Consider the following 24,347-nt stretch of genomic DNA (forward strand, 5'->3'; position numbering starts at 1 on the left):
GGAGTCCATTCCAGGCGGGTTAAAGCCCGGGGAGGCCTTTAAAACAGAATAGAAAGCGCTCTTAGCGCAACATCGTAGCCAAGACACCCAATGATTGATCTGAAATCGGATTTATTTCCGATTACAGCCTCTTTTTCAAACGGCCACGAGATGCACAGAGAGGCTCATTTTATAAATATTGAAAATATTTTCGGACTTGTAATGTCCAATTTGGAAAGAGAATTTCTTTTAAATTATTAATTTATTTCAATCGTATCAAAGATCTGGTCTCAGAAACGATGTGATGAACGAATGGAATTTGAGGAATTATTAAGAATTTCCTCTTACAGACACAGGACGAGGAGTCGGAATGACCACACTTTCCCCCAGCCCCTGTCTGCTTACACGTCGTACCTTCACAGAATATTTGCGAGTAGCAGTCGGCCTGGAAGAAGTGGGGCAGCGTGAGAGTGCTATCGACGTTCTGCGAGAGGCAGAAACGCTTTTGCCAGAAAGGCCTGAAAGTCTCTTTCTTCTTGGAGGCGTTTATGAGCGTCTTCAGTGCTGGGAAAGGGCATCCCTGTTCTATGGCAAGGCCCTCGAAGCGAGGCCTCATGCGGCAAGGGTCTGGCATCGACTGGGCATTGCCCTGTTGCATCAGGATGATCTGACAGGGTCTATCAAAGCTCTGGAAACTGCCGTGCAGCAGGACCCGGCTATTCCTGAGTACGCTACCGATCTGAGTATGGTTCTGTCACGTGACGGACAGTTTGAAGCGGCCCTGGGTTTCGCGCAGTCTGCTTTGAAAATGCAGCCCGATGATGCAAATGCTCTCAATAACGCCGGTCACATTCTCCAATGTTTGAACCGCTCTGCAGAAGCCTTGCAGTTCTACGATGCTGCGCTTCAACGGTCTCCTGATCATCCCGTTATCCGTTTTGGACGTGCGACGGCTTTGCTGAAATCGGGTGATTTTCTTCTAGGATGGCAGGAATACGAAAGCCGTTGGCTCTCTTCGAGAACAGTCAGGGCCGATATCGACGCGCCAGTCTGGGAAGGGGAATCCCTGAAGGGATGCACCATTCTTGTTCATCACGAACAGGGATATGGAGACACTCTGCATTTCATCCGCCTGATGCCGATACTGGCCCAGCGGGGTGCCGAAGTTGTAGTGCAGGTTCCAGTTCCATTGGTACGACTGATGCAGCGTGTAGCGGGCGTATCCCGGGTAGTCTCAGTTCTCGATCCTGCCGACTGCTTCGACTATCATTGCCCGATGATGAGCCTTCCCGTGAGGCTCGGATTGACGGCAGAGTTTGTTGGACAGTTTCCCTATCTGTCTGTGTCAGAAGAAGACATGACAACTCAGGGAGGCAAGCTCAGCGCTCAGGTTCAAGGTTCCTGCCAGCCTCCGGATTTCATCGTCGGGCTTGTCTGGAGCGGAGATCCCAGACCTCATGATTTGCGTGCGACGCAGACGGATCGCCGCCGCAGCATGTCGCTGGAGACATTGAGGCCTTTGTTTTCAGTAAAAGGCGTGCGCTTCGTAAGTTTCCAAATGGGGGCGGCCCGCCATCAAGTTGCTGAAACCGGACTACCACTGGTTGATGGGACGGAGAATATTCTCGATTTTGCTGATACCGCTGCCAGACTCTCAGGCGTGGATCTTCTGATTACGGTGGATACGTCCATGGCTCATCTGGCGGGTGGGCTGTGTAAACCCGTCTGGATGCTGTCACGCTCTGACGCTTGTTGGCGTTGGGGAGATGCAGGAACTCAGACCACCTGGTATCCGGATATGCGAATTTTCCGTCAGCCTGTGGCAGGAGATTGGGGAAGTGTGGTTGACGATGTCCGGCTCACTCTTGTCCGACTCATGGATTTGTATCGCAGCTATCAGCATGAGTCCGGCGAATAGGCGAGCTCCAAGACTAAAGGCATAAAAAAAGCAGCCTTCCGAAGAAAGCTGCTTTTCCTGTGGATCTCGTAAGAACCTAGGTTTTAGCGCGGAGCTATAACCATGAGCATCTGACGGTTTTCCATACGGGGCATCTGCTCAACCTTGGCCTTCTCTTCGACCTCGATGCGGATGCGCTCCATCATCTTTGCACCCAGCTCCTGGTGAGCCATTTCACGGCCCTTGAAGCGAAGGGATACCTTTACCTTGTCGCCGTCATCCAGGAACGAGTTGATGGCCTTGAGCTTCGTCTGGAAGTCATGCTCGCCCGTGCCGGGACGAACCTTCACTTCCTTGATCTCAACGACCTTCTGCTTCTTGCGGGCTTCGTTCTTCTTCTTTTGCTGCTCGTACTTGAACTTGCCGTAGTCCAAGATCTTCACAACAGGGGGAACAGCGGTCGGGCTGATTTCCAGGAGGTCAAGGCCAACCGAGAAAGCACGCATCAGAGCATCCCGGGTCGTCATGACGCCTTGCATTTCGCCTTCTTCGTCAATCAGACGAACTTGCGGAACACGGATTTCCTCATTGACGCGCGGCCCCTCACGTGTGGGCGCGGCCTGCATCGGCGGTCTAGCTATGGTCAGCTCCTGTCGTAATTTTCATACAAGGACCAGCACTGACCCGAACGCCCGCGCCTCGTCAAAGAGGGGCGGGTTTCGATCTTTGCCGATCCCATTCCTTTTGCACATAGTCCTGCGCCCTTCCGGGCGCAAGGGTATTACGCTCAATCCTTCGAAAACCGGGCAATATCAGGTGGGGTGGCCTCGGCTGTGAGAGTTTTTACAGCCTCTTCGAGTCCCAGAATTTCCTGATTGGCGCCCCCAAGGCGACGCATCGCCACTTTGCGCTCTTCTGCTTCACGGCGTCCAACCACCAGAATAACCGGAACGCGCGCAAGGCTGTGTTCGCGGATCTTGGCGTTAATCTTGTCGTTGCGAACGTCGGTTACAACCTGAAGCCCGGCTGCCTTCAGTTCGGCAGCAACCTCATTGGCGTAATCAGCAGCATCGGAAACGATGGACGCCACTACAACCTGCGTCGGCGCCAGCCAGAGCGGGAACTTGCCAGCATACTGCTCGATCAGGATGCCGATAAAGCGCTCGAAGCTGCCAAGGATGGCACGGTGCAGCATGACGGGGCGATGACGCTGGCTATCTTCACCAATATAGGACGCATCCAGACGCTCTGGCAGAACGTAGTCCACCTGAAGCGTACCGCACTGCCAGTCACGACCGATGGCGTCCGTCAGAACGAACTCCAGCTTCGGGCCATAGAAGGCGCCTTCGCCGGGATTATATTCATATTCGACGCCAGCGATTTTACAGGCCGTCTTGAGCGAGCCTTCGGCCCGGTCCCAGACTTCGTCAGAGCCGGCACGCGTCTCCGGACGGTCCGAGAACTTCACGCGGAAGCTCTCGAAGCCCAGATCCGTGTAAACCTCAGCCAGCATCTTCACGAACTTTGCGGTTTCATCCGCAATCTGATCGTCCGTGCAGAAGATATGAGCATCATCCTGCGTGAAACCACGAACGCGCATAATGCCATGCAGCGAGCCGGACGGCTCATAACGATGGCACGCACCGAATTCTGCCATACGCAACGGCAGTTCGCGGTAAGACCGCAGGCCATGGCGGAAGATCTGCACATGGCACGGGCAGTTCATCGGCTTCAGGGCGAGGGTTTTGTCCTCATCCTCAACCTGCGCGATGAACATGTTCTCACGGTACTTGTCCCAGTGACCGGAGGCTTCCCAGAGGGCACGGTCCACGAGCTGTGGCGTGCGAACTTCTTCGTAACCATTCCGGGACTGAGCGCGGCGCATGTAGTCCTGAAGGACCGTGTACAGACGCCAGCCCTTGTGGTGCCAGAAGATCTGCCCAACGGCTTCTTCCTGAATATGGAAGAGGTCCATCTCGCGGCCAATGCGGCGATGATCGCGTTTTTCGGCTTCTTCCAGGCGCATCAGATGAGCGTCCAGCTCCTTCTTGTCGCGCCAGGCCGTGCCGTAAATGCGGGTCAGCATGGGGTTGCGATGGTCACCACGCCAGTAAGCACCGGCCACGCGCATGAGCTTGAAGGCCGTGCCAACGTCCGCCGTGCCACGCAGATGCGGTCCACGGCAGAGATCGAGCCATTCGCCCTGACGGTAGATCGAAATCTGCTCGCTTTCTGGCAGATCGCGGATCAGTTCGGCCTTGAAGTCCTCACCCTTCTCTTCAAAGAAGCGGATGGCTTCGTCACGGTCCCACACTTCACGGGTGAAAGGGGCGTTGGCAGCGACGATTTCGCGCATCTTGGCTTCGATGGCTTCGAAGTCATCCGGCGTGAACGGCTTCTCACGGGAGAAGTCGTAATAGAAGCCGTCTTTGATGCTTGGACCGATCGTAACCTGCGTTTCCGGCCAGAGCGATTGCACGGCTTCTGCCAGAACATGCGCCGCATCATGGCGGATCATCTCAAGTGAGGCATCGTCTTTCTTGGTGACGAACTTGACGGCCGCATCGTTCGCAATCTCGGTTGAAAGATCGACGAGCTTGCCGTTCACCTCCATGGCCAGGGCGGCTTTTGCCAGCCCCGGGCCGATGGAGGCCGCGATAGTCGTGCCCGTCACGGTCCCGTCGAACGTGCGGACGCTTCCGTCGGGGAGTGTGATGGCGGGCATGGGATCGCTCCTCTGCGATTGCTCCCGGCAGCCCTCTGCCGGGAAAAAGACACGCGTAAATGGCCTCAATCGGGGATTGGCCGCAAGCCCTGCACCGGCCTGAAAGCGGATTTATACGGTAGGAACTGCCGCCTGAAGCAGAAATGGCGCCATTCCGTTGGCATTCGGGCGCCGTCCTTCGCGCCATCCGGCGTCCATGTAATGGATCAGCGGCCAGATGCCATAAAAGGCGTCTTTCACCACATCTTCATTCTCGTAGGCGTAGGCGAGGGGATCAAACAGGCCGTATTCGTGCTGTGATCCATCTTCCAGGCGACGATGAGCCAGAAAATTCTGTGGAACATGCACCGGGAACTGCGGCGCGGCCATATCTCCGAGGATTGGCGCAGGATCTATGCCTAACGCCCGGAAATGGTCTGCGATGACGGGCGCATAAATATCGGGCGTGTGCAGGTAGCTGCGGAGGAAATCTTCCTGACTGGCCTGAAAATAGTACCGAAGATGATATCCCTCTTTGGGGTTCTCGGGTGTGATCTGTCCCGCTCTGGGTTTTTCCCCTGGAATTGCGCCGGCGATATGAGAGAGCTTCTGACGGGCAAATCGGCGTATGTCTTCGTAGTCAGGTCGATTGTGCAGATGAAGATGCACAAAAGGCGTCCGCACGCAGCGCTCTGGGTAGATGGTCTGTGGGGCATGCAGGCCCCGATCCAGTCCCACAATCGTATGAGCCTTGAACAGCGCCCTCGGAACCGACTGGGGTCGATAGTAATTGGGAGCATTCGGCACGTTCAAGAGAAGGCGATCGGTAATCAGGGTCGCCTGTTCGTCTTTCAGAAGCTCGAACTGCGCGCGGATTTCCGCCGGGTCCACCGACAGGCGGTCGAGGAAGAACGCAAGAAATTCATCGCAATCCATGGGAAGTGCGAAATCACAGGCATTTTCCGCATCCCAGCCTCGGATAATGTCCGTGAAGATTTCACCTTTCCGCAAAAAGTCCTTTTGGGACCGATATTTGCGAATGATCTGCACACCCTGCGCTTCATAACGCTTCTGCACGTCCTTGACGTGTGGGTCTGTAGAGCCGTTGTCGACAACGGTCAGATTGGAGAGACCGAAAATGGCCCCGTGCCAGAGGATCCACGGCTCAAGAAGCGTGGCCTCGTTCTTCTGCATCGTGACGCAACGGATAACTGTCATGCGGGGAGTAGAGCCTCTATGCGCGATGCAGGTAACAGAGCCAGATCTGGAACATCCAGAATGGTTGTGCGTCCCGGTGTGAGTGAAAGTGGAGCGGTCAGGCGCGGATCACTGTCTTGGGAAAACAGGGCGATGATAGGACGATCCATAGCTGCGGCGAGATGGATCGGACCGGTATCGTTGCCAATGACAAGGTCAGCTCTGTGGAGAACACCCGCCAGCTCAACCAGACTGGTCTGTCCTGTGAGGTCCAGGGCGCTCGGGCAGTCCTGCAAAATCTGTTCAGCAAGAGGCTTTTCGGCCGCACAGCCTACAATGACCGGAACCAGTCCGCGGGCAGTGACAGCTTGAGCAACCTCTGAAAACCGCGTGACGGGCCAGCGTTTCTGAGGCCGGTGCGGGGCTGCTCCGGGAATAAGCACGACGGATCGACCGGAAATCTTTGGCCCATGTCCTTTCAGCCATTCCGGAACCTTTCTCGGAACGGGCTGAAGACCCGCAGCACGGAGCTGGTCTTCAAGGCGGGTTAGGGTGTGCATTTCATTGCGGGAAGGATTGACATGCGGATGGCAGCAGCCATCAGAGATGCCGGACCAGTTGCGTGGTCTGCCTGCAAGCCGGAAATAGGTGCGAGACCGCCCGGAGGTCTGCAGATCAAAAATACGATCAAATCCGCGCAGAGCACGCGACAGGCGAAGCAAAGCGACTGGATGGGCCAGAGACGGGCGACGATCCGTCGTGACGTCATCGAACCAGGGGGCAGCTTTTGCCAGCTCCACGAAGGGAGGGGTCGTCAGCAGGGTGATGCTGTCGTGTGGGAACGCGGCTCGAATTGAAGCGAAAGCCCCAAACGCCTGAACGAAATCGCCCAGAGCACCGAGCTTGATGACAAGAATGCGACTCATGACCCTATTTTCTAACAGGGTCTGACGGAACGCCAACCATTAGAGCTGACGTTCCGCAAAAAGAAATCCTGCGTGTGCGGGATCAGGCGGTCGTGTCGAGACCTGGAGACGCCTTTGCTGCGTCAGCTTCTGGCGTTCCCTTGGCGACAACAACCATGGCCGGCTTCAGCAAACGGCCCTTCAGAAGCCATGCTGGCGTCCAGGACTGCATGACGTGGCCAGGCGTATGCTGATCAGAGGGCTGTTCCGCCATGGCCTGATGCAGGTTGGCATCAAACGGCTTGCCGGTCGGGTCTTCACAGGTGATGCCGTGACGTTCCAGAATGTTGATGAAGGATCGTTCCGTGCCTTCAATTCCTTCACGCAGCTTTGTGATGAGGCTGTCTTCGCCCTCGGTCTTCGTCGGAAGGGAGGCAAGGCCGCGCTGGAGATTTTCAGCTGCCTCAACAACGTCACGCGCAAATTTCTGGATGGCGTACTGACGAGCGTCTTCCACATCCCGCTTCGCGCGGGCGCGGATGTTCTGGTTCTCTGCTTCAGAACGGACCCAGCGATCCTTGAGTTCGGCAACTTCGGCTTCGAGGGCCTCAATGCGCGCTTCCGGCGTGGTTTCTTCCAGCGTTTCGCCGCTGGTTTCGTTCATACCGGGAGTTTCGACGCCCTGCTCAGGCACGTCGTTTACAGTTTCCGGCGTAGTCTTCTGGTCTGTCATGTCACGACCTTATCTTGTGGGACGGGCCAACTCATGGCCCCGTTCTTCTTCAGGAGATAACGCGGATTGTCTCAAAGACAAGGGTTGCAACGTGGTAGGATGTCATTGAAATGCCTATTTCCCGCCACAGTGCGCCATGCGTTATAGATAATCTACGCATCAGATTTTAGCAGACGGACCCCATATGGAGACGCCACACACTTCCTTTCCGCCTCAATCGGCCAACAGTCAGACGCCTTCTGGCATCGCTGCAGCACCGATTATTGCGCTTGTGGATGACGACCGGAACATTCTTGCTTCCGTCCAGATGACCCTCGAATCCGAAGGGTTCACCGTTCACACCTATACGGATGGTGAAAGTGCACTTCAGGGGATCACCAGCCGCCCGGTCAGTCTGGCGGTGCTCGACGTCAAGATGCCACGCATGGATGGCATGGAGCTGCTTCAGCGCCTTCGTGCCCGATCCAACCTTCCTGTCATTTTCCTGACGTCGAAAGACGAGGAGCTTGATCAGCTCATGGGGTTACGCCTCGGAGCTGATGATTACATCACCAAGCCGTTTTCCCAGCGTCTGCTGATTGAACGCATTCGTGCACTGCTGCGCCGTCAGGATGCCAGCCGCGCCGAAGCGGCAGGTGTCACAACCGTGGGCTCAGCCATCGTCCGTGGCCAGCTTTCTCTGGATGAAACACGACATCAGTGCCTGTGGGGTGGCCAGGATATCGCCCTGACGGTCACTGAGTTTCTGCTGGTGAAGGCGTTGGCCATGCGACCGGGAATGGTGAAGTCCCGCGATCAACTGATTGATGCGGCATACGGTGACAACATTTACGTTGATGACCGGACGATCGACAGTCACATCAAGCGCGTTCGCAAGAAATTCCGGCAGGTGGATGACAGCTTCAATCAGATCGAAACGCTCTACGGCATTGGATACCGTTACAAGGATGAGTGAGGCGCTGTGACGGGTTTGCGTGTCAGGCAGAAGGTACGTCATGGGTCGTAGAGAAGCGGCCCATGCACTCCCCTACGATCTGGATTCGGATCGGCTCGAACAGGGGCGTGACCGCCGTCGCGCGGCGGCCGTCAGGGCTGGTGTCTGGCAGTCCATCCGTCGTGTGCTCAATGCGGGCACAGGGGGAGACGGCGATCGCAGTCAACGGCGCAGGCTCGCCTCACCTCTACTGGGGCGTATCCTTCTTCTGAACATACTGCCCTTGGCTCTTTTGGCTGTAACATTGCTGTTTCTGGACCAGTTTCAGAACGGCTTGCTCGAAACAGACGTCAATGCTCTGCGCGAGCAGGCTCACATTTATGCCGCGGCTATCGGGCAGTCAGCCGTCAGCGCTGCGCCCAAAACAGGCGGGAAGCCTGCGCCAGGCGGTGATTATGTTCTGGATTCCCGTGCAAGGCCGCTCCTTGCGCGCCTGACAGAGCCAAGCCCTAATGCTCATGCCCTGTTATTTGATCCGGATGGCAAGCTGGTTGCGGATAGCCGGACGGAGCCCAAACTGCCGCCTAAAGCCGTAGCGCCCGATGCAGTTCCCGAGGGGGAAACATGGCATCCGCCGCGAAACAACGCGCTGGAAACCTTTTATGACTGGCTCCTGTCGCTGCTGCCGCTCACATCCAGTGAAGGCATTGTCACACTCGACACGCCAGATGCCGCAACTGACGGTCCCCATGATGCACAGCCGCTCAGAGCGCAGTCCGAACTGCCGCCCTTCATCCGTCGGACCAAGGATCATCAGTTGGTCGTGACGGTTGTGGAGCCTGTGGTGCATGATGGGCTGACAGTTGGGGAAATCCAGCTGACGCGGCATGCCCCGGAAGTAGATCGATCCTTGTTTGCGGTTCGCTCTTCCATCCTGTCGCTTGTGCTGGCGGCGCTGATCGTAACGGTCCTGCTGTCCTGGTATCTGTCCCTGACAATTGCTCGCCCGCTGCTGACACTGGCGCGTGCCTCACATGAAATGAGGGAATCTGACGGGCGCAAGGACCTCGTCCCGGAGCGCCTCTTGGCCAGACGTGACGAAATCGGTGTTCTGGCGCGGTCCCTGCGTGGAAGTGCTTTGGCTCTGTGGGCGCGTATGGATGACATCGAACGCTTTGCTGCGGACGTCAGTCATGAAATCAAGAATCCGCTCTCGTCTATCCGGTCAGCCATTGAAACACTTCCCAGAATTGCGATTCCAGAACGGCGGGATCGTCTGCTGGGGATCATCAATAGTGACGTCAAACGGCTGGATCGTTTGATTACGGATATTTCGGATGCAAGCCGGATCGACGCCGAGCTTTCGCGCGTGCGGCCTGAACCCGTAACGGTCGTGGCGCTCCTCGCCATTCTGGCCGAAATGCACCAGACCACGCGTAACGAAGATGCTCCCATTCTGCGTCTGGATGTGCGGGATCAGGAGCCACCGCTGCGGGCGTTTGCTGTCGAAGATCGTCTTGTTCAGGTGTTGCGGAACCTGATTGGCAATGCAGTCTCGTTTTCCCCTCCCAATGGGATCATCGCGCTTCATGCCAGTGCGCGGGAAGTCGCTGGCAACGGACCTGGGACTGGTAGCGTGGTAGAAATTACCATCAGCGATCAAGGGCCCGGAATTCCACCAGGAAAGCTCGAAAGTGTCTTTGACCGCTTTTATTCAGAGCGGCCGCAGACTGAGAATTTCGGGCAGCATTCCGGCCTTGGCCTGGCGATCAGCCGTCAGATTATCCACGCTCTGCGGGGAAGCCTGTTTGCCGAAAACATCGTGGATGCTTCTGGCGCAATCTCCGGTGCATGTTTCGTGGTTAGATTGCCTCGGGCTCCCTGATCTGAGCAGTGAGGCATGCTGATATGCTGCAAGCCCAAACTGATTTCCGGTGACGATAATACTCTTCTGTTGTTCCGTGCCGCCTTCCTGCAACAGGAGTGTCGCGGCGAACGGAATTGCTAGTGTGAGGATGCACAGGGGCGAAATAATATCCTTAGCCATGAGGATATGCGTCAGGCTTGGCAGCAAACAGAACGTGCCCAACCCGATGGCTGTCTTTCTGTTCTGACCGGATGTCCCGTAGGGTCTGTAAAGCGCCTTCACGGGCTCTTTCGGCGCAGGAAGACACATCGTCCGGCGTCGCCATATCCATCGGATTCGAGATGCTGCATACCGCCCGCGATGCATCATCGATTCGATTTTCAGCGGTTTGCCAGCCCTGTTTAGACGTCAGGTCCAATCCGGAAACGCTGATTGTCTGGCTGGACGTCGTAGGCACGACAGCTGGGAGGAGGGGGGCGGCTCTGCTGTGTGACACAGGAGCGAGGGAGAGTGCAGCGACAAGAGCGGTGCAGACGGAGATGGAAATACGAGACATGACGAGGGCCTTTCTGCCTAAAAAATGAGGCGATCATGTCGCCTGATTTTCACTATGCAGAAGGCGTGCCAAACTCGATTTTCAGCGATAAAAATTACTCAGAATCTGAAAAATTAGAGATCAAACTCAGATAATTGGCTCGAAAAGACATTTTGTGGCGCAATTCACCATATTATGGAGAAGGGCTGGCAATCAGGCTGAGAGCGATCCGCTGATTGGTATCGGGAAAGCCCTGAACAATTCGTAGCGTCAGGGCCGGTCTGGCTGAGGCGAGGGCTTCTCCAAGTGCGCTTTGACACTGACTGAAGCCATCTCCTTCACGCAGCATCGCGGCAACGTGGCGCGTCTGGTCAAGGGTCAGTCCATGTTCTGCCAGGGCGCCGGAGATCGCATTGAGTGCGGCCTGGCATTCTTCGGCAAGGCGCTGAGGGCGTTCTCCCTGTGGTCCAAGGCCGTCAAAGTCGGTGCAGGTCACTTCGTCACCGTGAACGGTAACAATATCATTCCTGGAAAAATCGCCCATAAGATCCGTATTTCCGATTCATCATCGGAGGCTGCGGTTGCCTCCCCAGACTCTTGATGAGCTGATGGCGATACAGCTCAATCTATCGCAAACGCTTCTAGCTCCGTCTTGAAAAGGCCGCAATCAGTGTCATCTCAGAAACGGTTTCCTGAAAGCGAAACATTTTATGCGTCCTGCGTGGCACACGACGGAGATGCGATTCTTCTGTGCGGCCCGTCGGGCTCCGGGAAATCGATGCTCGCCCTGCAACTGATGGAACGCGGTTTCTCGCTTGTGTCTGATGATCGTGTTCTGTTGGATGGACCGCTGGTTAGTCCCCCATCTGCGCTGGAGGGACTACTTGAGGTGCGCGGAGTGGGGATTCTTAGGACACCTTTTGTCACAAATGCGAGAGTGATTCTCAAAGTGCTGCTCGGGATGCAGGGGGACCGTCTGCCGACCCCGGAAAAAGACCCACAAACCGGAGCTGTTGTTCTGCACATAAACGGCTGTTTGCCGGGAGATTCATCCCGTGTGGTGGCCGCGTTTCAGGCCTGTCGGGGAACGTATGACTGGGTGACGGGGGCAGGGGGTGATAGTGCGGGAATCTGAAGCTGCGAAATAGTTCCTTCTCTTTTGAAAAAGGGCTAGAGTAGGGCACATGACACCGGCGAATATTCCCGAGTCCGAACCTTCGGCAGGATATGGTCCTGGTTCCAGACAGATCCTGATTGTCACAGGGCTTTCCGGTGCCGGAAAATCATCCATTTTACGTGTGCTTGAAGATCTGGGCCACGAAGTTGTGGACAATCCGCCATTGCATCTGCTCGAGGCTTTGGCTTCGCGAAGTGGCGAACGTCTGGCCATTGGCATTGACGTTCGAAGCCGCGGTTTTGAAGCCGCTGGTGTTCTCGATGAAATCGACAAGCTGAAAGCGTTGCCGGGAAGTCAGGTCCAGCTCCTTTACGCAACAGCAGAGCCCGAAATCCTGCTGCGGCGTTTTACAGCCACCCGTCGTCGTCATCCGCTGGTCAGTAGCGGAACTGTTCTTCCCGGTATTGAACAGGAAACGCGTTTGCTGGCACCTCTGCGTGCGCATGCGGATTTCGTGATCGATACCTCTGATCTGCCCGCTCCGGAATTGCGTCAGCTCATCGAAACACGCTTTGGAAGCGACGCAAAAGATGGCCTGACCGTGGCTCTCATGTCTTTTGCATATCCATCTGGTTTGCCGCGCGAAGCCGATATGGTGTTCGACGCCCGCTTTCTTCGAAACCCTCACTATGATGCCACGCTTCAGCCCATGACGGGGCTGGATCAGGCTGTTGTGCAGCACGTGAAGGCCGATCCCGCCTACGCTGCCTTCTTTAGCCACGTGCACGGCCTGCTCGATCTGGTGCTCCCGCGCTTTGTTGAGGAGGGCAAGAAATATGCCACTATCGCTGTCGGATGCAGCGGTGGTCGCCATCGTTCAGTAACCATCGTTGAAGAGCTGGCTCGGCTTTTGCCCAGAACCGCCCCTGTGGGCCCGATGATGGTTCTGCACAGGGAACTCGCCCGGAAAGGACTGTCCTCATGGCGATGGGCTGTTCCCCCCCATGATGCGTCGATCCAGGACAAGTCTGTATGATTGGTCTGATGCTGGTGACGCACGGCAGGCTGGGCGAAGTTCTGCTTGAAACGATGGTGCACGTGGTCGGGCCTCAGGCTCAGATTGGCATTGTCGGTGTCGGCGATGACGATGATCCGGCACTTCTGAGGCCGGAGGCGGACAAGCTCCTGCATCAGCTTAATACAGGCGAGGGTGTTCTTGTCCTGACGGATATTTTTGGCAGTTCGCCGTCGAATCTGGCCCTGTCACTTCGGGAACCGGGGCATGTTGAAGTTGTGTCTGGTGTGAATATTCCCATGCTGGTCAAGCTGGCCAAGACCCGTGTTGGTCTGGATCTTGAAGGCTGTATCGAAAAAGCAACCATGGCTGGGCGTAAGTATATCGCGGTGGCTTCCCAGCTCCCTGACCCCTGTCTGCACGGGGGGCCGCGCCCCTGTGTCATGCCGGTCCCGTAAAATGAGCGAAACAACTCTCTCGCCCCGCACTCTGACCATCGTCAATCGGCTGGGGCTTCATGCCCGTGCTGCCGCCAAGCTCGTAACCACGGCCGAGCGATTTGATGCGGAAACCACAGTGGAGCGCGGCGGCAACGTCGTCTCGGCTCTGTCCATCATGGGGCTCATGATGCTGGGGGCCGGAGAAGGCGAGACTGTTACTCTCAGGTCACACGGCCGACAGGCTGCTGAAGCACTGGATGCTGTTGAAGTGCTGATTTCTGACGGATTTGGTGAGCGTGACTGAAACGCCACTTCGGGCGTCACGTCCAAGAGGAAGCCGTTCCCGCAAGGCGTCCAACACATCCCTGACCCTTCAGGGCAAAGCCATTACCCAGGCGATTGGTCTTGGCCCGGCAGGGCGTGTGGAAGAACTGCCCCTTCCGGAAATCGTCGAGCGATACAGCCAGATTGGTTCTGAGGCAGAACTGACAAGGCTTCAGGGCGCCATCACTCGCGCCCTGCGCCAGATCGAGAAAATGCGCGACAGGCTTGTCGGGCTCCCTGAAGAAGGACGCGAAGAGATCGCGACCCTTCTGACGGTTTATGAGCGCATGCTTGGCCCCTCCCGCCTGACGCGGCAAGTCACGATGCGGATCGAGGAAGAGGGGCTTTGTGCTGAGGCTGCGGTCGCGGATGTTAGTGAAGCGTTGGCACTTCAGGTTCTGAGAACTGCCGAAGCCATGGCTGGAGAGAATGGCGGCCAGGAACAGGATGCCAATCTGAGGTTGGCAGGCGAATTTGAGGAAATTGGCCGCAGGTTGATCCGCAATCTGACGGGCGTCTCTTACCGTGCGTTCTCCAGCCTCCCTCCGGGCTCAGTGCTGGTGGCAGAGCAGCTTCGTCCGGCGGATGTCGCGATGATTGATCCCGCCCGGATTGCTGCTGTCGTAACAGAAGGTGGTGGTGGCGCTGACCATACGGCCATCTTGCTGCGTGCGCTCGATATTCCAGCCATTCTGGCCGTGCCAAACCTTATGGCGCAGGTCACGGAAGGCGATATGCTTGTCGTGGATGGGCATCTTGGCACCATCACTTTGTCCCCCAATGAAACAGAGCTGCGTCTGGCACGGGAAGCTGCCCAGAAAGAGGCCAAGGAAAAGCGGACTTTCGGTCGCCTGAAAAAGCTTCCTGCCCAGCTTCAGGGTGGCGAACCCATCGAGCTTCTGGCCAATCTGGAACTCCCGGCCGAATTGCCCATGCTGTTGCGCAATGGCGCCAAGGGAATTGGCCTTCTGCGTAGTGAATTTCTGTTCGGCGAGCGGGACGATCTGCCTGATGAAGACGGGCAGACAGCAACGTATCGCTCCATTATCGAAGGCATGGACGGCCGACCGGTCACAATCCGCGTTCTGGACTGGGGCGGTGAAAAAGGGCGGGCCTGCATGCGTCGCCTGGGTCTCGCGGAACAGGTGGCGGATGGAGACAACCCCGCGCTCGGTTTGCGGGGTATCCGCCTTCTTCTGCGCGTTCCGGATGTGCTGGAGACGCAGTTTGCCGCCATTCTGCGGGCAGCCTCGCCTGCAGACGGCAATACGGCCATTGGCCCGGTCCGCATTCTGCTGCCGATGGTAACATCGGCGGATGAGGTGATTGAGGCGCGGGAAATTTATGACAAGGTCACTCGCCGCCTCAAGCGCCGTCAGATCGTTCTGCCGGACCCATTGCCGCCTTTGGGTATTATGGTTGAAACGCCTGCGGCAGCTCTGACGGCCAATACCATGGCTCAGCATGCGGACTTTATGGCCCTCGGGACCAACGACCTGACGATGTACACGCTGGCTGTGGATCGGGCCGATTCCATGGTGGCAGACCGCTACAGCCCACTGCACCCTGCCGTACTTCAGCTGATTGCCCTGACAGCAGAGTCTGCTTTGCGGGCTCATCGTCCTATCTCGGTATGTGGAGAAATGGCATCAGACCCGCGGGTAGTCGCGTTGCTGATTGGGCTTGGCCTGCGGTCATTTTCGATGAATTCTGCCTCTCTTCCACGCGTGAAACGCCTGATCAGAACGTTGAAGATGGAGGACTGTGATCACCTCAGACGCCATGTGATGATGGAGACAGATCCGGCTTCCATTCAGTCGCTGATCCGTGATTTCGCACTCTGATTCTGGTCCGCTTAAAGGCTCTCTATCGAAAAACAGTCGGCATGATGCCATATAGGAGAGACCATGCCGGATTCGTCTTTTGAGACCTCCTCTGCGGAGGACCTGTCCTTTGCCCCATCCATCACCTCCCGTCTTGAGCGGGCTGGGGACTGGTGTCGTCACCGTGGGCAACGCCTGACAGAGACGCGACGTCAGGTTCTGGGGCTGATCCTGTCTTCCGATAAGCCGTCCGGTGCTTATGATTTGCTGGCGCGTTTGCGGCCAGCGCACCCCAATGCTGCTCCTCCGACGGTCTATCGTGCACTGGATTTCCTTCTGGAACAGGGGCTGATCCATCGGCTTGAAAGACTGAGTGCTTTCGTTGCCTGCACCCATGCGACAGACTGCCACCATGGGTGCGATCATGGAGAATGGGGCGTTCATCGTGCTCAGTTTCTGATCTGCAAATCCTGTGGGCGGGCGTGGGAGCTTGAACAGGAAACGATTGTGCCGGCCCTTATGCTGGCGGCCAAGGATGTTGGATTTCGGGCTGAGGCCGCGACTGTAGAAATTGAGGGTGTTTGCGCAGCCTGCCAGAAAACCGGCGCTCGAAGCGGGAACTGACCCATCATGGGCGTGAGACGTTCTCCACCGCCCGCCCTGCCGTTTGACACTCTTCCAGAGTGCTCATCACCTTCGCCCCAAGTTCGCCCGGCAAGAAAGACGCAGGCTGTCTCTCAGCCGGATCTTTTGGACTGGCAGCCTCCAGTGACACACCTGACTGCTGAAGAGGTGGGTGCCATCATGCTTGATGCTGAGGCGTTCCGTCCCCCGGCTGGTGAGACCTTTCTGTACGCCCTGATGGGCCGCGCAGAGGGACAAGCTGTTATCGAAGGCGGATTACCCCTCGCAGACCGGTTGATTTTTCTTGAAGGATCTCTGGCCGCACTGGCTCTAGCCGATATCCCGCCCGAGCAGGACATCGGAATTCTGCGTGTGCGACGCCGGTTGATCCAGTCCTGGCTGGAGGTGGCTCACGAGGGTCACGGGCCGTGCTATGTGCTGGTCGCAAAAGATCCATCAGGTCGCTGACAACAGGGGTTAAAAGACATGACAGCACACACGGGCTCCGGATTGCTCGCGGAAGTCACGCGCGGAAAACAGGTTGAGTCACGGCATCTGGGCCGGGCTGTGGTTGTGGATGCCGATGGCTCTGTTGTCTGGTCCTGTGGGGATGTGGAGGCAGCAGTTTTTCCGCGCTCGACCGTCAAGTCCCTGCTGGCAATTGAACTCGTCGAAAGTGGAGCGGCTGATCGGCTGGGCCTTTCCGACGAAGCTCTTGCGCTCGCCTGTGCCTCTCATAATGGCGAAGAGGCACACGCCAAGGTTGCTGCTTCCATGCTCGCCGCTGTGGGGCGGGATGTCGCTGCCCTGGAGTGTGGAACTCATTGGCCAACGTATGAGCCTGCGGCCCGTGCCCTGGCCGCCGCTCATCAGTCCGCATGCCCGCTTCACAACAACTGTTCCGGCAAGCACTCCGGTCTCATCTGTCTGGCTTGTGACCAAGGGGTGGATCCTGTGGGCTACATTGATCCCGCGCATGAGATCCAGCGCCGTGTGACAGATGTTCTGGCCTCCATGACCCAGACGCCTCATACGGACGCCAACCGCGGAACGGATGGCTGCTCGATGCCAACATATGCGGTGCCTCTGAAGGCTCTTGCCCATGGTTTTGCCCGGTTCGGGAGTGGTGTTGGCCTTTCTTCTGAAAGGGCCAAAGCGACACAGCGGCTTCGGGAGGCTGTGGCAGCTCATCCGTTCATGGTGGCCGGAACCGGACGATACGACACAACGGTCATGAACAATTTCGAAACTCGTGCGTTCATCAAAATGGGCGCTGAAGGTGTCATGATCGCAGCATTGCCGGAACAGGGACTGGGTTTCGCCATCAAGACGGATGACGGTGCCAATAGGGCTGCAGAAGTAGCCATGTCGGCCCTGCTGCATCATTTCGGTGGTGAATCGCTGTGCCGGACGGCAAAAGATCATGCGATTTTCGCTGACACCAAGACGCAGACACTGCGTAACTGGCAGGGCGTTACGGTCGGTGAAATCAGGGCCGCCCTCACGATCTAAGCGAGATCGTGCTATAAAGATGACAATTCAGGCATCCATCAGAACTGGTGGGTGTCATTTTTTTGCGAAGGATACCCGCCAAGCATGACGGATCAGGTCAGGACCCAAGAGACCATCCAGCCAGATAACAATGAAACATCTGTTTTTGATCCAACGCGGTTCAAAATCATTGCCATTGGAGTGATTGCTGCCCTCGCGGGGCTAATGTCCGGTCTGGATATCGGGGTTGTTGCGGGTGCTCTGGATCTTATCGGTCAGGAATTCCATGCGTCTACGCTGGCGCTGGAATGGGTCGTCAGTTCCATGATGGCAGGTGCTGCCGCCGGTGCTCTGGGTGCGGGCTGGCTCTCCCATCATCTGGGCCGCAAGCGATCCCTTATTCTTGGCGCAGCAGTGTTCGTGGTTGGAACGCTGGGCTGTGCGATGGGATGGTCCCTTCCATCCATCATTGTCTTCCGCGTCATCATGGGGATTGCGGTGGGTATTTCAGCCTTTACGGCGCCGTTATACCTGTCGGAAATCGCCAGCGAAGAGTCTCGTGGCGCCATGGTCTCGACCTACCAGCTGATGGTGACGGTCGGTATTTTCGTCGCGTTCCTGTCAGACACCTATTTTTCCTACAGTGAAAACTGGCGCTGGATGTTTGGTGTCGCAGGTATTCCTGCGGTCCTGTTTCTGATTGGCGTTCTGTTTCTACCATACAGCCCGCGCTGGCTGATTATGCAGGGACGTCACAAGGAAGCCCGTGAGATCCTCGTGGACCTGCGGAATGACCCGCTGGAGGCTGCCAAGGAAATTCGCGCCATTCGTGAACAGCTTGAAACCAAGCAGGAAGGCTTCAAGCTTTTCCGCACGAATAGCAATTTCCGTCGTTCTGTCGCTCTTGGCATCATGTTGCAGGCGATGCAGCAGCTCGCGGGCATCAATATCGTGATGTATTACGCCCCGAATATCCTGGCGGCGGCTCATTTCGATGCGCATTCCCAGATGTGGTGCACGGCCATTATCGGGCTGGTCAACATGCTAGCAACGTTTGTGGCGGTTGGTCTTGTGGATCGCTGGGGCCGTAAGCCAATCCTGTATGCTGGCTTCACGGTCATGGCGATTGGAATGGGCGTGCTTGCCATGCTGCTTCAGGGCGGCATGACAACGCAGTCTTCCCAGATTGCAGCTGTGTTCCTGCTGATGATCTTCTGTGCCGGATTTGCGATGTCTGCTGGCCCGCTGATGTGGGTTCTCTGTGCGGAAATTCAGCCCCTTGGCGGTCGCGATTTCGGTATTGCGATGTCAACATTCACAAACTGGATGACCAATCTTCTGGTCGGTGTGAGCTTCCTGTCGCTTATGAAAGCCATTGGAACAGGCGGAACATTCTGGCTCTTCGCAGGCCTGAATGCGCTGTTTTTGCTGCTGACAATCCTGTTCGTGCCAGAAACAAAGGGCATGTCTCTGGCCGTTATCGAGAAGCGACTGATGCAGGGCACAAAGCTGCGCAAGCTCGGCCGCTAATCTCCCAAAACATATTCTGCCCGATAGAAACGTTCGGCCTTTGGTCGGACGTTTCTGCTATAAAGGGGGCCAGCTGAAGGAGGCTGTCATGACCAATTTCTCTCTCTCGTCCGAAGGTCCGGGTCGTGGAGGCGTTCTCCTTGTTTATGGGCTGTATATCGCCCGGTTTTTCACAGGCATTTCCCTTCTGGCGGGAGTAATTCTTGCTTACGTCCTGAAGGGTTCCAGCCACGGTGTGGTCCGAACGCATCTGAGCTGGCTCATTCGCCTGTTCTGGTATGACGTTGCCTTCATTATCGGGTGTGCTGCTCTTTTCGGTGCCTGTTTCATTACCGAACCTCCTGGAAGTTCCGGGCCAGGACAGCTCCTCTTCCTGATTCCGATTGGTATTTTTGCTCTGTGGAACATCGCTCTGCTCGTGTCGCTGTTTTATGGCGTGCGGTCCCTGACGCAGAACCAGGGGCCACTGCCTGATCGCTTCCGGGCGCTTGGCGAATAAACTGGCGAATTACGCCATTCTCAGTCTGTCTTGCATTGAGTGGCAAGGCAGGCTGATAGGAAAATCAGGAACTGGCACGGTTTCTGCATGAGCTCTTCTGTTGAGGATCATCCCCCAGAGGAGTTCATTCATGTACACCACGACGATGTCCGGTTATGGAGCCGCCCGACAGGATACGGGCCGTGACTACGTCCTGCTGATTTATGCGCTGTATCTCGCCGGTTTCTTTACAGGAATTACGGCATTCGTAGGCGTAACACTCGCCCATGTAGCGCGCCGCTCCGCAACTGGCCTGAAACGTACCCAGCTGGACTGGCAGATCAGACTGTTCTGGTACGGTGCATTTGCGCTGACAGTGATTGGCCTGATTCACCTGATGGTCGCAGGGCTTGGCGCCATCACGGGTGGCCTTGGTCTGGTCTTCATGGTCGTGCCGTGGGGGCTCACCCTGACATGGGGTATTCTCACCGCCTGGGCCGTCGTGCGTGGAATGTATGCAGCATTGATGAACCGCCCGGTTGCATCATCCAACTCCTTCTGATGCCAAAGAAAGCGAATACAATGCCTGTTTTCCGTGCCGTTTTCCCTGTGTTGCTTGCCGCAACCTGCCTGACTTCCAGCGCGCTCGCTGCTCCGCTCAGTCAGAGCACATCCAGCGAAGATCTATCCTACGCAACCCTGCCGGAAGGGGGGATCATTTCCACCATTAGTGGGGATGTAGAAGTCAAAACCTCTTCCGGGCCGCTGTCCATCCGGAGTGTCAGTGGTGATACGGACGTTTCATCATCCAATGGCCCTGTCTCCGTCACAACGGTTAGTGGCGATACGCAGATTGGTCAGATCCAGAGTGCACTTCAGATCAAGTCCGTTAGCGGCGATATCACTGTTGCCGGGGCAGCTGGGGCTGCGATGCTGATGACCGTGAGCGGTGACGCACATCTTGAGAAAGCAGCCGGGGACGTCACGGCCAAAAGCTCCAGCGGCGATCAGGACATCACCCTGATTTCAGCACCCAATGCACGCACTGTGCTTTTGGAATCTGCGTCCGGCGATATCACGCTTCACTTGCCGAAGGGTTTTGGTGGCACCTTCGACATCCAGCTCCGTCAGGGACGTTCGCAGAAAGACCTTCCCCTTGAGCAGTCACTGGGTCTGGCTGTGAATGTTGGTCCGTGGGAGAAACCGAGCCTTGTCTCAAGTGAATCCCGGAAGATTACAGCAAGTGGAAAGGTCGGTGACGGCAAAGACCATGTGACGCTCCGGGATGTCTCCGGAACCATCCGTATCGTTCAGGACTGACCGTCCCATCCTAAATGGCGTAGTGCCTCGGCCATAGCTGGGGCGGGCGGCGCAACAGCGTCGAGGGTTTCTTCAGCCAGCAGTACGTGAAGACTGCGAGCCAGAAGATGCAGGCCCCCTGCATTCTCTGAGCCGTAAACCCGGTCACCCACAATCGGCGTCCCGAGATGCGCACAATGGATGCGGGCCTGATGGGTGCGTCCTGTCAGAAGTTCCAGTTCCAGCCAGCTCCTGCTGCCTGCCTGGCCCAAAACGCGCCACCGTGTGATGGCAGCATCGCCTTTCGGGTCTACAATCATACGCCAGCCTGAGGGCATTGAATGTCTGAGTAGGGGGGCGGAAATTTCGCCTTCCTGCTGAGCTGGGACGCCTTCAACGACGGTCCAGTATAGTTTGCGGACCTGGCGCGCCTGAAAAGCATTCTGGGCTTCGATCAGAGCCGTCTTGCGGCGTGCAATCAGCAGGCAGCCAGATGTATCCGCATCAAGGCGGTGAGCCAGCCAAGGCCCTCCGCGTGGATGGGTCACAAGGCGCGTCTCTACGGAATCCTGAGTGGATGGACCGGGGTGAACAGCCAGCCCAGTGGGTTTGTTCAGGATCAGGAAGCGCGAGGTTTCCAGCAGAACAGGAAGATCCTGCCCCAGATAGAAAAGACCACGCGGGGCAGGGGAGGGGGGAGCTTCGCCGCGGCCTCTGCGTCTGTCAGTCCTCATGGGATGCCGGACGACGGGCTAGAATTTCACGTTTGCCCACATGGTTGGCTGGCCCGATGATGCCTTCCTTTTCCATCTGGTCAATCAGCTTCGCTGCGCGGTTATACCCGATCGAGAGATGGCGCTGGATAAAGCTGGTCGAGGCGCGACCTTCCGTCATCACAATGTCAACGGCCTGTTCGAACAGGCTGCCTTCACCATCTCCACCGCTTCCGCCGCTGCTCATGCCGCCACCGGAGGAGCCACCTTCTTCATCTTCCCCGGAGACAACGTCATCGTTGTAGATCGGATCGCCCTTGGAGCGCAGATCTGCCACGACTTCTTCAACTTCATCATCCGCCACAAACGGGCCATGGACACGTGTAATGCGGCCACCGCCTTGCATGAACAGCATGTCACCCTGACCAAGAAGCTGCTCGGCACCCTGTTCCTGCAGAATGGTACGACTGTCGAACTTGCTGATGACCTGGAAGGAAATACGGGTTGGGAAGTTGGCCTTGATGGTGCCGGTAATCACGTCAACGGACGGGCGCTGCGTTGCCATGATGACGTGAATACCAGCCGCACGTGCCTTCTGCGCAAGACGTTGCACCGCCGTCTCGATTTCCTTGCCAGCGACCATCATTAGGTCAGCCATTTCGTCAATCACCACCACGATATACGGCAGGTTTTCCAGCGGAACCTGCTGTTCGTCAAAGACGGGCTTGCCTGTTTCAGGGTCAAAGCCGGTCTGAACGCGGCGGGTGACCATCTCCCCGGATGCCCGAAGCTGGCTGACGCGTTCGTTATAGCCGTTGATATTACGGACCTGAAGCTGCGCCATCAGACGATAGCGACGGTCCATCTCCTGCACGGTCCACTTGAGAGCACTGACAGCCTTTGCCGGTTCCGTCACCACGGGGGTCAGAAGATGCGGGATTCCGTCGTAAATCGACAGTTCCAAGATCTTTGGATCAATCATGATCAAACGGCACTCTTCCGGGCTAAGCCGATAGAGCAGTGACAGGATCATGGAGTTGATACCGACAGACTTACCCGATCCAGTCGTACCAGCGACCAGAAGGTGCGGCATTTTTGCCAGATCCGTATAGACCGGAACGCCAGCAATATCCTTGCCCAGCGCAATCTGGAGGCGGCCCACGCCATTGGTCCATTCCGGCGTCATAAGCAGTTCTGAGAAGAACACCATCTCGCGCTTGGCATTCGGAACCTCGATACCAATGACATTCCGGCCCGGCACCGTCGCGATACGCACACTGAGAACGGAGAGGGACCGTGCCACGTCATCTGCCAGACCGATCACACGTGACGATCGGATACCCGGAGCAGGTTCAAGCTCATAAAGCGTGACAACCGGGCCTGCGTGAATGTCGCCAATCGTGCCCTGCACGCCGTAATCCGCCAGAACGCTTTCCAGCAGTCGGGCATTGGACTGAAGCGTTTCCTGCGAGGGACCTGTGGAGGCGTGTGCTGGCGGTGGGTTCAGCAGAGACAGCGGGGGAAGTTCCCAGCCTGTTGCTGCGGGGGTGCGCGGTGGCATCGGGCGGGCGGCAGGTTGTGGCTGAGCCGGCCGCTCAGGACGACGCATTCCGAAGAGGCTGCGGCGCTGTTCCGGCTCTGGTGCAGGCGGCTCGATGCTGCTCTGCGGTCCATCTTCATCCGCATCGTCTTCAACATGCGAACGCTGGATCGTTTGAACATTCCTCTGGCGGGCAATTTGCGCCAGTCGTTCCGCATAAGGGTTGGACGGCGCTTCTTCCTCTTCCGGCACCTGCGGATCTGGGACCGCGGCGTTGGCAGCTTCTTTCCGCATGACTGCCGGATGCTCGTAAGGATCCTCCGCCGTTTCCATGGGAGGCTGCATCCAGCCCGTATTCTGCGGCACGAAGGGAGACGGGCGCGTGCTTGGGTCGCTCTTGCCGAAGTTGCGACGCAGAAAAGACAGGGGCGCTGCATTTGGTGCAGGGCTGCTTCCCATATTGCCACGCTGGAATTCGTACTGACGGGGGTCCGGAGCAGGACGATCGGACGTCTGCGGGCCGTTCATTCGTCGGGCGAGGGCCACGGGCTGGCGGGCCAGCAATGCGGCGCCCTGTCCCATGGCGCGCCATTCGCGCCACTGAAGCCCCATGGCAAGTGGCATCAGAATGCCCATCAGGAGCAGAACAAGAAACACTGCTAGTGCGCTGCCTGCTGAACCCGCTTCAGCATGTGCGGCATCAAGCAGACGATGAGCACAGGACACGCCCATTTCGCCGCCCAGACCGGCCGCTGTCGGCCAGGCTACTTCAAGCCCCGGAATAAGCAGCTGGAGAGTGCCAATGAACGTGGCGCCAGCCGGAAGAAGCAGGAGTGCAGCAATAATCCGGACGATGGGGGCACTCATGCCGTGATGGCGGACCATACGCCAGGCCCAGGCCAGCAGCACGACAATCGGCAGACCGCTTCCTAGGCCCAGCCACTGCACCAGACCGTCCGAAATAGTGGCGCCGGTCCGGCCCAGAAGGTTCGTCGGCTCTGTGCCCGTGGACGTATTGAACGACGGATCGTGCGGGTTGAAGCTCCACAGCGCGATGCCGATGGCAACAGCCGCAATCAGGAAGCCCAGTCCCAGAAGCTCCATGAGGCGGGCATTCAGCGCACTCCGGAGCTTTGGTGTCATGTGACGGTCGTGTGCTTCACGAACGATGTTGCGCACTGTGCTGGTCGAACGGCTGAACA

24 protein-coding genes are annotated in these 24,347 nt (G+C 57.2%); 15 read left to right on the top strand and 9 right to left on the bottom strand.

What is annotated here, in order from left to right:
• Positions 1-349: 349 nt before the first annotated feature.
• Complete coding sequence (locus tag KP705_RS09445; protein ID WP_046900619.1) at positions 350-1,897, top strand: tetratricopeptide repeat protein; 1,548 nt, start codon at positions 350-352, stop codon at positions 1,895-1,897.
• Positions 1,898-1,980: 83 nt separating this feature from the next.
• On the opposite strand, the gene infC is transcribed toward KP705_RS09445, so the two are convergent.
• The 5 genes from infC to KP705_RS09470 all read right to left on the bottom strand — a co-directional run bounded on the left by infC (position 1,981) and on the right by KP705_RS09470 (position 7,415).
• Positions 1,981-2,502, bottom strand: coding sequence for a translation initiation factor IF-3 (gene infC, locus KP705_RS09450; RefSeq protein ID WP_046900620.1), 522 nt, complete (start codon positions 2,500-2,502; stop codon positions 1,981-1,983).
• 161 nt (positions 2,503-2,663) lie between these two features.
• Positions 2,664-4,601, bottom strand: a complete 1,938-nt coding sequence (thrS, locus tag KP705_RS09455; protein WP_046900621.1) for a threonine--tRNA ligase — start codon at positions 4,599-4,601, stop codon at positions 2,664-2,666.
• A gap of 111 nt (positions 4,602-4,712) precedes the next feature.
• Entirely contained in the window at positions 4,713-5,798 is a 1,086-nt protein-coding gene (locus KP705_RS09460) for a glycosyltransferase family 2 protein (protein ID WP_215764365.1), read from the bottom strand.
• Entirely contained in the window at positions 5,795-6,703 is a 909-nt protein-coding gene (locus tag KP705_RS09465; protein ID WP_215764366.1) for a glycosyltransferase family 9 protein, read from the bottom strand. The genes KP705_RS09460 and KP705_RS09465 overlap by 4 nt, the downstream gene beginning before the upstream one ends.
• Positions 6,704-6,785: 82 nt before the next feature.
• The gene (locus tag KP705_RS09470; protein ID WP_046900624.1) at positions 6,786-7,415 is read right to left on the bottom strand and encodes a nucleotide exchange factor GrpE; all 630 of its coding nucleotides are present in this window, start codon (positions 7,413-7,415) and stop codon (positions 6,786-6,788) included.
• Positions 7,416-7,599: 184 nt separating this feature from the next.
• On the opposite strand from KP705_RS09470, the gene KP705_RS09475 reads away from it, so the two are divergent.
• Positions 7,600-8,370 carry a response regulator transcription factor gene (locus tag KP705_RS09475; protein WP_046900625.1) on the top strand — a complete coding sequence of 257 codons (771 nt, stop codon included), beginning with the start codon at positions 7,600-7,602 and terminating at the stop codon, positions 8,368-8,370.
• Between the two features lie 40 nt (positions 8,371-8,410).
• Positions 8,411-10,234: a stimulus-sensing domain-containing protein gene (locus KP705_RS09480; RefSeq protein ID WP_046900626.1), complete on the top strand. Its 1,824-nt coding sequence runs from the start codon at positions 8,411-8,413 to the stop codon at positions 10,232-10,234.
• 154 nt (positions 10,235-10,388) lie between these two features.
• Here KP705_RS09480 and KP705_RS09485 read toward each other — a convergent pair whose 3' ends face one another.
• Both KP705_RS09485 and KP705_RS20075 read right to left on the bottom strand, forming a co-directional pair.
• A complete protein-coding gene (locus tag KP705_RS09485; protein WP_046900627.1) occupies positions 10,389-10,772 on the bottom strand; it encodes a UrcA family protein in 384 nt (127 codons plus the stop codon).
• Positions 10,773-10,944: 172 nt separating this feature from the next.
• Entirely contained in the window at positions 10,945-11,295 is a 351-nt protein-coding gene (locus KP705_RS20075) for an endoribonuclease L-PSP (protein WP_046900628.1), read from the bottom strand.
• Between the two features lie 126 nt (positions 11,296-11,421).
• Between KP705_RS20075 and KP705_RS20080 the strand changes: the two genes are divergently transcribed.
• The 12 genes from KP705_RS20080 to KP705_RS09545 all read left to right on the top strand — a co-directional run bounded on the left by KP705_RS20080 (position 11,422) and on the right by KP705_RS09545 (position 20,913).
• Positions 11,422-11,886, top strand: a complete 465-nt coding sequence (locus KP705_RS20080; protein WP_046900629.1) for an HPr kinase/phosphorylase — start codon at positions 11,422-11,424, stop codon at positions 11,884-11,886.
• A 49-nt stretch (positions 11,887-11,935) separates the two neighbouring features.
• Entirely contained in the window at positions 11,936-12,904 is a 969-nt protein-coding gene (rapZ, locus tag KP705_RS09495; RefSeq protein ID WP_046900630.1) for an RNase adapter RapZ, read from the top strand.
• On the top strand, positions 12,901-13,341 hold the full coding sequence (locus tag KP705_RS09500; protein ID WP_215764367.1) for a PTS sugar transporter subunit IIA: 441 nt from the start codon (positions 12,901-12,903) through the stop codon (positions 13,339-13,341). Before rapZ ends, KP705_RS09500 begins: the two co-directional genes overlap by 4 nt.
• A gap of 1 nt (position 13,342) precedes the next feature.
• Complete coding sequence (locus tag KP705_RS09505) at positions 13,343-13,627, top strand: HPr family phosphocarrier protein (RefSeq protein WP_046900632.1); 285 nt, start codon at positions 13,343-13,345, stop codon at positions 13,625-13,627.
• Positions 13,614-15,491: a phosphoenolpyruvate--protein phosphotransferase gene (gene ptsP / locus KP705_RS09510; RefSeq protein ID WP_374195561.1), complete on the top strand. Its 1,878-nt coding sequence runs from the start codon at positions 13,614-13,616 to the stop codon at positions 15,489-15,491. The genes KP705_RS09505 and ptsP overlap by 14 nt, the downstream gene beginning before the upstream one ends.
• Positions 15,492-15,554: 63 nt before the next feature.
• Positions 15,555-16,094, top strand: a complete 540-nt coding sequence (locus KP705_RS09515; protein WP_215764369.1) for a Fur family transcriptional regulator — start codon at positions 15,555-15,557, stop codon at positions 16,092-16,094.
• A gap of 6 nt (positions 16,095-16,100) precedes the next feature.
• The gene (locus KP705_RS09520) at positions 16,101-16,562 is read left to right on the top strand and encodes a hypothetical protein (protein ID WP_211508204.1); all 462 of its coding nucleotides are present in this window, start codon (positions 16,101-16,103) and stop codon (positions 16,560-16,562) included.
• Between the two features lie 18 nt (positions 16,563-16,580).
• Positions 16,581-17,606 carry an asparaginase gene (locus KP705_RS09525; RefSeq protein ID WP_215764370.1) on the top strand — a complete coding sequence of 342 codons (1,026 nt, stop codon included), beginning with the start codon at positions 16,581-16,583 and terminating at the stop codon, positions 17,604-17,606.
• Between the two features lie 84 nt (positions 17,607-17,690).
• Positions 17,691-19,115 carry a sugar porter family MFS transporter gene (locus KP705_RS09530; RefSeq protein WP_252348321.1) on the top strand — a complete coding sequence of 475 codons (1,425 nt, stop codon included), beginning with the start codon at positions 17,691-17,693 and terminating at the stop codon, positions 19,113-19,115.
• Between the two features lie 88 nt (positions 19,116-19,203).
• A complete protein-coding gene (locus tag KP705_RS09535; RefSeq protein WP_064274596.1) occupies positions 19,204-19,614 on the top strand; it encodes a hypothetical protein in 411 nt (136 codons plus the stop codon).
• 130 nt (positions 19,615-19,744) lie between these two features.
• Positions 19,745-20,155, top strand: coding sequence for a hypothetical protein (locus KP705_RS09540; RefSeq protein ID WP_046900638.1), 411 nt, complete (start codon positions 19,745-19,747; stop codon positions 20,153-20,155).
• A gap of 20 nt (positions 20,156-20,175) precedes the next feature.
• The gene (locus tag KP705_RS09545; protein ID WP_046900639.1) at positions 20,176-20,913 is read left to right on the top strand and encodes a DUF4097 family beta strand repeat-containing protein; all 738 of its coding nucleotides are present in this window, start codon (positions 20,176-20,178) and stop codon (positions 20,911-20,913) included.
• On the opposite strand, the gene KP705_RS09550 is transcribed toward KP705_RS09545, so the two are convergent.
• A complete protein-coding gene (locus KP705_RS09550; protein ID WP_046900640.1) occupies positions 20,904-21,626 on the bottom strand; it encodes an RluA family pseudouridine synthase in 723 nt (240 codons plus the stop codon). The two genes, KP705_RS09545 and KP705_RS09550, sit on opposite strands and share 10 nt — an antisense overlap.
• Positions 21,616-24,324: a DNA translocase FtsK gene (locus tag KP705_RS09555; RefSeq protein WP_080951440.1), complete on the bottom strand. Its 2,709-nt coding sequence runs from the start codon at positions 24,322-24,324 to the stop codon at positions 21,616-21,618. The genes KP705_RS09550 and KP705_RS09555 overlap by 11 nt, the downstream gene beginning before the upstream one ends.
• Between the last annotated feature and the right edge of the window lie 23 nt (positions 24,325-24,347).

This window comes from Gluconobacter sp. P1D12_c (assembly GCF_018812105.1).
GTDB classification, from domain to species: domain Bacteria; phylum Pseudomonadota; class Alphaproteobacteria; order Acetobacterales; family Acetobacteraceae; genus Gluconobacter; species Gluconobacter oxydans_A.